Origin of the sequence: Nocardia sp. CC201C (assembly GCF_030010695.1) — a bacterium.
Classification (GTDB): domain Bacteria; phylum Actinomycetota; class Actinomycetes; order Mycobacteriales; family Mycobacteriaceae; genus Nocardia; species Nocardia otitidiscaviarum.
Genome location: NZ_JASCXP010000307.1, coordinates 1 through 9,068, shown reverse-complemented (window position 1 = coordinate 9,068; position 9,068 = coordinate 1). Strand labels below are relative to the sequence as shown.

The following is a 9,068-nucleotide window of genomic DNA, read 5'->3' as shown; positions in this document are numbered from 1 at the left end:
TTTCCCCCCGGGCCCATTGGTCTGGGGGGCCCCCGCGTGGGCCGCGGCTGGGGGCGCGGGCCGCGTGTCCGGGCGCGCGACCCCGGTGCGCGGGCGGGCTCCGGGGGGCGACGGGGCGGCCGTACGCAGCGCGTCGGTGCGGACCACGGTGGGGCGGGCGGGAGCCAGCGGCTCCATGACCATCTCCGCGGTCAGCAGTTTCGGTTCGTGCCGGACCTTGTCGGCGGTCTCGGCCACCCGCGCGCCGATCTCGTCGTAGCGGCGCATCACCTCGTTCGCCGTGGCCACGCCCGCGGCCACCAGCAGTCGCCCGGTCGCCGTCACGGGGTCGCGTCGCAGCTCGGCCGACAGCTCGGCGGGCCGCCGATAGGCCGCCTCCACGTCTGATCCGGCGTGCCCGAGCAGCCGCACCGTGCGCAGGTGCAGGAAGGCGGGCCGCCGCCGCTCCCGCACCCAGTCCACGGCCGCCGTCGCGGTGTCCAGGGCCTGCGGCAGATCCGAGCCGTCGGCGGCGAAATACCGCAGCCCGGGCCGGGATCCGTAGGCGTGCTCGATCCACCGGTCGGGGGTGGGGACGCTGATGCCGATGCCGTTGTCCTCGCACAGGAACAGGATGGGCATGGGGATGCCCTGCTGGGCGGTGTGCACGGCGGCATTGACGGCACCCGTCGCCGTGGAGTGATTGGCCGAGGCGTCGCCGAAGCTGCACAGCACCACCGCGTCCGCCGGCCACTCGCACGCCACTCCCAGCTTGGCCGCCCGTTCGAGGGCGAAGGCCAACCCCACTGCGCGCGGCAGCTGGGAGGCGATGGTCGAGGTCTGCGGGATCACCGCGGCGGCCTTGCTGCCGAAAACCTTGTGCCGCCCACCGGAAATCGGATCGGCCGCCGCGGCCACGACACCGAGCAGCACATCGCGGACGGGATCGGTCCCCGCCACCTGTCCGGCCCGGTGCACGAAGAAGGCCCCCGATCGGTAGTGCAGCAGCGCCGGATCGTCGACCCGTGTCGCCGCCGCCAGCACCACATTGCCCTCGTGCCCGGCGGACCCGATGCTGTAGTACCCGTTGCCGTCCCGGCCGAGTCGGCGCGCCGCCAGGTCCAGGTGGCGACTGGTCGCCTGGGCGTCGAACAGCTCCAGACACCGTGCGCCGCTGAGGGTTCCGGTCGGCGTCAGCGGTTCGTCGCGGGCTCGGGTCGCCCCCGGCGTCGTCGCGGTGACCTCCGCGCGAAACCACTGGTCCAACTCCGCTTCCCGCTCGCCGATGACCCGCCCGCCTCTCTCTTCGGTCCTGCGGTATTTGTCCCGTTCTGCGGTGTTTCAGATTAGTGGTGTGCCGCGTTCCCCGGGGAGAAATACGGTACGCGCCCGCGAGTCACGCGGGCCAGGAATCGCGCCGCATCATGTCGATCACGAGTGCGGCGATGTTCCAGGCGTCGTCGCCACCACGATGATGGGTGCCCTCCAGGGCGATCCCCGCCAGCCGCAGCGCACCCGCCATTCCGTAGCGCCGCGAGGTGTCCCGGGACGCGGAGAAGGCGAGCTTGGCATTGGTGTGCCGAGCGCCGAACGGGTACGGCACCCCGGTGGCCCCGCACTGCCGCTGGAACTGCACGCGGTCGTAGTCGCCCCAACTGGCCCACGGCCGCGCATCGGTGTGGAACCGCTCCCGCAGCAGCGCGCACGCCTCGGCGAAGGGAATGCCCGTCGCCACCTGTTCCGGTGTGAGAGTGGTGAGCCGGGTGCAGAACTCGCTCACCGTGGAGCGCTCCGGCCGCACCAGGATGCTGTGCTTCGCCACCCGCTCCCGGGTCTCGGTGTCGAGGACGCACAGGCCGATCTCGATGATCTCGCTCGGTTGGCCGGGCGGAGCGTTCCCCTCCCAACAGGTGGCCTCGACGTCCACCACATTGAGGAATCGTTCGTTCATGGCGGCGGACGTTACCGGCGGTTCCCGATGGGCGACACCGATTTTCGTCCGCGTGCTACTCGGCGCGCAGCTTCAATCCGCTGCCGTCGGCCTGGTTGCGCAGCGTGAGCGTGTCGGCCTCGACGGTGGCGGTCACCGTGCCGTTCAGCGCGCTGAGCACCTGCTGCTCCAACTCCATGACCTGCGGATCGCACAGCTTCTTGGTGGTGCCGATCTGGAAGGTGACATCGGTGCCGGAGATCTCGGCGGTGCCGATCATCCCATTGCATCCGGCGCTGCCCGAGACCGCGCCGTCGGCGGCGATGAGCAGTGTCGGCCGCACTTCGTCGATGGTCTGCGAACGGATCTCCGCCTCGGGTGTCAGCACGGCGGTCACCACCCAGGTGGTGCCGGTGAGCGGCTTGTCCGGTTGCGCGACCTCGCGATCCAGCAGGGTGACGGTACTGCCGTTGCCACTGACGACCAGCGTGTCGCCGTCCAGCTTCCAGGTGGGCCTGGACTTCAGCAGGCCCTCCTGCCAGGCGTCGGCCTGCGCCCGGTCGTCCGGGCAGCCCATGAGCGTGGTGGCGAGTTGATCGGCGGTGAGCACGCCGCCGTCGAGGTTCACCGGGCCGGTGGCGGTATTGCATCCGGCGTTGGCCGTCACCCGGCCTTCCCGGAAACTGAGGGTCAGGGGCCCGCCGTCCGGAATCGGCAGGCCCTCCACCTCGGTGGACACGAAATCGCGGCCCATCGGAGTCGCCGTGGGGGAGGTGTCGTCGTCACCGGAGGACGAACATCCGGCGACAACCATCGCGAGCGCCGCGACGAACAGCCCGCCCCATAGTCGAGTAGCTGGCATGTGGCCGATCGTACGGAGATCAGACGGGCATGCCCAGCGCCGATGCGAGTGTCTGCCCGATCGCGTCGGCGAAAGCGGCGAGCGCCCCCGGGTCGAGCAGTTGGGTGACGACGTCGCGATTCGAGCATCCGGCCGGAGCCGGTACGCCGTTGAGCCGCTCGTCGAGCCACAGCGCCGCGCTGGCGGTCCCGCTCACCGCGGCGATGCCGTGCTCACTGAGCAGGTCGCGGGTGTAGAACACCCGGGCGTCCGGATCGGCGCAGTAGGTGTCGTAGAGGCGGTTCACCGCATTGATCGGCATCACCTCGTCCAGCGGGGCCTGGTAGATGTGCAGTGGCGCGGTGGGTGTGCCGCGCCGCCCGAGGGCGAGTTCGTCCAGTACCGGCTGCACTTCCGGGGCGAGCATGGGATCGCCCGGATAGTCGAACAGTCCCTTGATGTTCACGAGGGGGAATCCGGCGAACTGCAGCGCCACGCACTGGCCCTCGTGGACCACTCGCACCGCCTTGCCGAGCGGATTCATGTATCGCTCGATGAACCGGTTCAATTCCGGATACTCGCGGGCGACGCCGAACGACCCGCCCAGCACCGCGCCGCCGAAGGTGGAGGTGCCGTTGTTGTAGTCGATGGCCGCGCGGATATCGGCCATGAGCCCGCCCGTCGACGAACCCACCAGATCGATCTCGGGGGCGTACTCGGGCTGTAGTTCGGCGGCGTGCGCGGTGGGGATGGCACCGCCGGAATAGCCCCACAGGGCGACCCGGGTCTCGGTACCGGGCAGTCCGGCGGGCTCGAAGCGCTCGGCGGCCCGAATGCCGTCCAAGGTGATGCGCCCGCCCAGCGGACCGGCGGCGTAGGCGGCGTTCGGCCCCTGGTGATCGGGCACCACCACGGCGTGCCCGCGTTGCAGCATCGCCTGCACCTCGACGAATTCCGCCCCGATCACCGGGTTGAGCGGATTCGGCAGCGATCCCATCTGCAGGGTGTAGGACGGTGCGCAGTTGATCGAGAGCGAATCCTCCGCCATCTGGAACGACAGCAGCGCACGCCGGCCGGTCGGCGCGGGCCGGTGCGGCACGATGACCGTGGCGACCGCCGCGATCGGCTCGCCGCGGGTGTTCGTGCTGCGGTACGACAGCTGCCACGCCTTGACGTTCAGCGGAATCAGCCAGAAGTTCGCGAGGTTCACTTGCCGCGCCGACAGGATCTCCCCGGGCTGTGCCGCCGCGACCCGGGCCGGATCCGGATCGTAGAAGCCCGGATCCAGATACGGGGGCGCGGGCGGGATGGGGAAGGGGAGGGCCGGACTCACCGGTACCTCGTCGGCTCCCGCCGTCGTCACCGGGCATACCGCCACGGTCAGTCCCGCCGCCACCGCCACGCACGCCCGGGCCACCGCACGCCTCCGCGCTGTCATATCGCTGCTGCCTCCACACCCCGCGTCCGCGGGCACGCGCACCCTACTAAGATAGAGAGCGATTGTTATCTATGTGACGCAGACTGTATGGGACAGTCGAACGGCGTGTCAACGGTCACGTGGGCCCCGGGCCGATCGACGCGCGTGGAAGGCGGGATGATCGACTCGTGAGCGAAGATCCCCGGCCGCGCCGAACCCAGCAGCAGCGCCGTGCCGCCACGGTGGCCAAACTCGTCGCGGCCACCATCGCGGCCATCGGCGAATTGGGCTATCAGCGCGCCACCGTGCAGGAGATCTGTGGTCGCGCGGGACTGTCGGCCGGGGCCATGTTCCGGCAGTTCGACACCCGCCTCGATCTCGTCGTCCGCACCGCGGAGGAGGCGTTCGGTCAGCAGCTGGCGGGCTTTCGGGCCGCCATGGACCATCTCGGCGAGCAGGAGAACGCGCTCGATGTGGCGCTGCGCTTCCTGCGGCAGGCGCAGCAGTCGAATCCCATCCACGCGCTGCGCGAGATCTACCTGGCAGCCCGCTCGGATGCCGAACTGCGCGAACGTATCTCACCCATCGCGGCGAACTACTACCGCGAGATCGTGGCGGCGCTGGACGGGGCGCGGCTGCTCGACGACTTCCCCGTCGAGGTGCGCGAGCCGCTGTTCTTCATGATGCTGCACATGTTCTCCGGCGAAGCGGTGGTGCGCGGCGTCTACCAGCGCCCCGATCTCGACGCCGCCATCCTCGCTCTGGTGGAGGACATGCTGGCGGCCTACGCCGCCCGCGTGGCGGTATCGCCGGGGGAGTAGTCGGGGCGCGAGTCGGTTCCCGCCGAGGTGGCGCCGGCCTGATTCTCGGGCAGCGTGGCGTTCGCACCGACCGGTAGGTGGGAAATACGCTCGTGCCAGTGAGCGAGGTTGTTGCGAAACGCGGTGATTCGGCCTGGGCGCCGCTGGCGTCCACGGTCTTCCGGGCGCTCTGGATCGCCCAGTTGGTCTCCAATCTGGGCACCTGGATGCAGACCGTCGGCGCGCAGTGGGTGCTGGTCGACAATCCGAATGCCGCCACCCTGGTATCGCTGGTACAGACGGCCACCACGCTGCCGGTCATGCTGTTGGCCGTCCCCTCGGGGGTATTGGCCGATCTGGTGGACCGGCGGCGGCTGCTCATCGCCGCGCAGTCGACCATGGCCGGATTCGCGGCCCTGCTGGCCGTGCTCACCGCGACCGGGCACACCACTCCCGCGGTGCTGCTGCTCCTGCTGTTCGTGCTCGGCTGCGGACAGGCGCTCACCGGTCCGGCCTGGCAGGCCATCCAGCCGGATCTGGTGCCGCGCGATCAGATTCCGGCCGCGGCGGCATTGGGCAGCATGGGCATGAATATCGGTCGCGCGGTCGGCCCGGCACTGGCCGGAGCGCTGGTGGCGATATCCGGGCCGAGTTGGGTCTTCGCCCTCAACGCCCTGTCGTTCACCGGGATTCTGGTGGTGCTGGTGCGCTGGCGGCGACCGACGGCCGACCGGGATCTGCCGACCGAGCGGCCGATCGCCGCCCTACAGGCCGGACTGCGTTACATCCAGGCGTCGCCAGCCGTGCGCCGGGTGCTGGTGCGCTGCCTGCTCTTCGTCGGTCCCGGCAGCGCGCTGTGGGCGCTGCTGCCGGTGGTCGCGCACGACCGGCTGGGGCTGTCGTCCTCCGGTTACGGACTGCTGCTCGGCGCGCTCGGCCTGGGTGCGATCATCGGTGCCACCCAGCTCGCGCGGCTGCGAAAGTCCATGCGGCCCACCGGATTGCTGGCCGTGGGCGCGATCGCCTTCGGCCTCGCCACCCTCGCCGCCGCCCAGTTGCGCAACGAGGTCGTCGTCCTCGTGCTGCTGGTGCTCGGCGGGTTCGGCTGGATCACCGCCATGTCCACCCTGAACGCCACCATGCAGTTGCTGCTGCCGGGGTGGGTGCGGGCGCGTGGCCTCTCGGTTTATCTGTTGGTGTTCATGGGCGGCCAGGCTCTCGGCTCGCTGCTGTGGGGCCTGGTCGCGGGCTGGTTCGGGATGGAGTCCGCCCTGCTCGCGGCCGCCGCGCTGCTGGCACTGTGCGCCGTGAGTACCCGCTGGCTGCCGGTCAAGGTGGCCTCGGTGGACACCACGCCGTCCGCCCATTGGCCCGAACCGACATTGGTCTTCGAGCCCGCACCCACCGACGGCCCCGTGCTGGTCCTGGAAACGTACAAGGTCCCCGAGGAACTCGCCGCCGACTTCGTCCGGGCCATGTCGCGGGTGGGACGCTCCCGGCAGCGCACCGGCGCGATGGAATGGCGGCTTTTCCGCGATGTGGGCTCGACCGATCGCTATATCGAGGCGTTCGTGGTCCGCTCCTGGGCGGAGCACATGCTCCAGCACCAACTCCGTCTCACCGCCCAGGACCAAGCCGCCGAGGCCCGCGTCGCCCAGTTCACCATCGGCGAGAGTCATACCCTGCACCTGGTCGCGGTGCCGCCGCCGATCCCGCCACGGGCATGAGGAATCGCCGCCGTCGATCACGACAGCGACTCGGTCGTGTCGCTGCGGGTTTACCCACCGGTGAGTGGGCATACCTCCACCATTACGGCTATCAACCGGCAACCGAGAATCGAGGCAGTCATGTCAGGGAAGTTCGAGATCTTCTGCGACGCCTCCGGCAAGTTCCGGTGGCGGCTCGAGGCGGGCAACGGCGAGATCGTCGCCCAGAGTCAGGCGTACGCGAGCAAGGACGCCGCGAAGAAGGGCATCGCGTCGGTGCAGAGCACGGCGGCGGCGGCCCCGGTGGTCGACCTGGTCGCGCCGTCCTGACACGGTGCGACACAACCGATCGGATTGCTAACAGCGGTCCGACATTTCCGACAAACCTATCGAGGCCCCGGTCACTCCCTTCGCGCCGGGGCCTCGCATCTGCCCACCGGGGTCGATGTCCAGGGCCGAGGTTTCGGCGAATCCTGCACGCGCGTGGGCGGACAGGCGCATACTGATGCGAGAAGCCCCGACGTGACCCCCTGTGCGTCGGGGCTTCGCGATGGTCGGACCAGGCTCGGCGGGTGGCACCTTCGCCGCCGTCGTCGGCCGCCGATCTCGTGTGCCGAGTGGTGACCGCCCGGCGGAACTCGGACCCGTCCACAGCGAGTGACCGACGAACAGAGTCGGAATGTCGCGCGATTCTCGGCGCGGCACACCACCGCCGAATATGTGATCTCCGACCGATCTCGCAGCGGCTGTTCACAATTCGCCGTCCACAGCACCGACTGCCGGTCGCATGTCGCACAGCCGCGGTTCACTCGCCGTCTGCTTGCCCTTTACGCAGGTAAGCAACGGTCGGCACCGGCCGTGCGATCCGGTTCGACCGGTCGGTCGGGGGTACCCCATCCGTCGGACCACGCGACCGGTCGGTTGGGAATAACGGCTATTCTCAACAACTTGATCTACACGATAAGAACGTGCAGAAGGGGGCATGTAGTGAAACGAACCGTGGGTACGGCAATCGCCGCGACCGCTGTTCTACTGTTCAACGTGGGATCGACGGGAGGGGCGAACGCCACGACCGACGAGTTCGACCGTGCCGAATTGGGTGCGAATTGGATAACCGCCGGCGGCGGCATCCTGCATATCGCCGAGGGGCGGCTCTCGGCCGACGGGACTCCCAGCGAACCGGTGTCCATGGCGTTCCACGCGGTGCCGGCCGCGGGCGATACGCAAGAGGTCCAGGCCACCATTCGCTGGAACGGCCGCAACCCCGAGCATTCCGCGATGTCGATCGCCTTGCGCGCGGACCCCGCCACCCAGCACGCGGGCGTGCACTTCTGGTTCACCGCCACCTCGATGGGCCTCTCACTGCTGAGCTGGGATGGAACGACGTTCACCCCGGCCGCGGGCACCGACAAATACATCCCGGTGTGGTTCAAGTGGCCCGACGGGACCACGGTCCGCCTCCGCGCCGAGGGTGACACCTACGCGGCATACCTGGGCGACTCCCCGCACCCGGTACTGTCCGGAACCTTCACCGAAGAGCAGGTCCCGCACACCAACCGCTACGGCGGCGTGCACGGCCAGGACGATTCCAAGGCCCCCGGCGGCGGCGAGCCCCCAGCCGTCCTGGACGACTTCCGCTTCTCCACCCCGGCAAACGACTGACAAACCCACCGCCGATCCCGGCCGTCGCGACACGGTCGGGATCGCGGTAGTGATCCTCCCGTGGTGTCGTGCCACGGTCTGCGGCGGCGGGTGTGAGGGTTCTGCCCCGGCTGGCCGCAGGGCGGTGAAAATCGGTTGTGGTCGCGCGGTCTTTCCTGCGAATCTGGTTTTACCGCACGCTCGATCGGGTGATCGGGGAAGGAAAGTTCCGGCCTGTGGAGGCCAGCCGGTCTTGAAAACCGGAGGCGGGCATTGTGTCCCGGGGGTTCGACTCCTCGGCTTTCCGCGCGGGAAGACAAATCGGCCATGGAGGTCGAGCCGCGTTGCTAGCGCGGTCGTGCCCGTCGGGTATGGGGTTCGAGTCCTCTGTCTTCCGCACGGGCCGCCCGAAACGGCGCGACCTCACTACCGGTTGAGCACATGGTGTGCACGGAGGCTGTAACCCTCCCGCCCGCGGGCACAGGTGGTTCGATTCCATCCAGCCGGACGCATGCGTGCCCCGGCGGAGCGGGGGCGGTTGGAACGTACCGGTGACATGCGCATATACTCCGTGAAATGCGCATGTTCCTGGACATCCTGCTGATCATCACCAGCGTGCTGCTGGTGCTGCTGGTGCTGCTGCACCGGGCCAAGGGTGGAGGTCTGTCCAGCCTGTTCGGTGGCGGCGTGCAGTCCAGCCTTTCCGGGTCGACAGTGGTCGAGAAGAACCTGGATCGCATCACCATCTTCACGG

9 protein-coding genes and 1 tRNA gene are annotated in these 9,068 nt (G+C 69.3%); 6 read left to right on the top strand and 4 right to left on the bottom strand.

Annotated features, from left to right (window positions below):
* The 4 genes from QK444_RS26180 to QK444_RS26165 form a co-directional block, all read right to left on the bottom strand.
* A partial coding sequence (locus QK444_RS26180) for a thiamine pyrophosphate-dependent enzyme (RefSeq protein ID WP_282784663.1) occupies positions 1 to 1,140 on the bottom strand: 1,140 nt, incomplete at its 3' end.
* 235 nt (positions 1,141 to 1,375) lie between these two features.
* Positions 1,376 to 1,930, bottom strand: a complete 555-nt coding sequence (locus QK444_RS26175) for a 3'-5' exonuclease (protein ID WP_282784660.1) — start codon at positions 1,928 to 1,930, stop codon at positions 1,376 to 1,378.
* Positions 1,931 to 1,985: 55 nt separating this feature from the next.
* On the bottom strand, positions 1,986 to 2,771 hold the full coding sequence (locus tag QK444_RS26170; protein WP_282784659.1) for an META domain-containing protein: 786 nt from the start codon (positions 2,769 to 2,771) through the stop codon (positions 1,986 to 1,988).
* Positions 2,772 to 2,790: 19 nt separating this feature from the next.
* Complete coding sequence (locus tag QK444_RS26165; protein WP_282784657.1) at positions 2,791 to 4,188, bottom strand: lipase family protein; 1,398 nt, start codon at positions 4,186 to 4,188, stop codon at positions 2,791 to 2,793.
* A gap of 167 nt (positions 4,189 to 4,355) precedes the next feature.
* On the opposite strand from QK444_RS26165, the gene QK444_RS26160 reads away from it, so the two are divergent.
* The 6 genes from QK444_RS26160 to secG form a co-directional block, all read left to right on the top strand.
* Positions 4,356 to 4,988 (top strand): TetR/AcrR family transcriptional regulator, encoded by a 633-nt coding sequence (locus QK444_RS26160; protein WP_282784655.1) that lies wholly within the window; start codon positions 4,356 to 4,358, stop codon positions 4,986 to 4,988.
* A 98-nt stretch (positions 4,989 to 5,086) separates the two neighbouring features.
* Entirely contained in the window at positions 5,087 to 6,694 is a 1,608-nt protein-coding gene (locus tag QK444_RS26155) for an MFS transporter (RefSeq protein ID WP_282784653.1), read from the top strand.
* Positions 6,695 to 6,814: 120 nt separating this feature from the next.
* The gene (locus QK444_RS26150) at positions 6,815 to 7,003 is read left to right on the top strand and encodes a DUF1508 domain-containing protein (protein ID WP_282784651.1); all 189 of its coding nucleotides are present in this window, start codon (positions 6,815 to 6,817) and stop codon (positions 7,001 to 7,003) included.
* 711 nt (positions 7,004 to 7,714) lie between these two features.
* Positions 7,715 to 8,335, top strand: a complete 621-nt coding sequence (locus QK444_RS26145; RefSeq protein ID WP_282784649.1) for a hypothetical protein — start codon at positions 7,715 to 7,717, stop codon at positions 8,333 to 8,335.
* Between the two features lie 200 nt (positions 8,336 to 8,535).
* Positions 8,536 to 8,621, top strand: a tRNA-Ser gene (locus tag QK444_RS26140).
* Between the two features lie 269 nt (positions 8,622 to 8,890).
* On the top strand, positions 8,891 to 9,068 hold a 178-nt coding region (gene secG, locus QK444_RS26135; RefSeq protein WP_282784661.1), incomplete at its 3' end, for a preprotein translocase subunit SecG.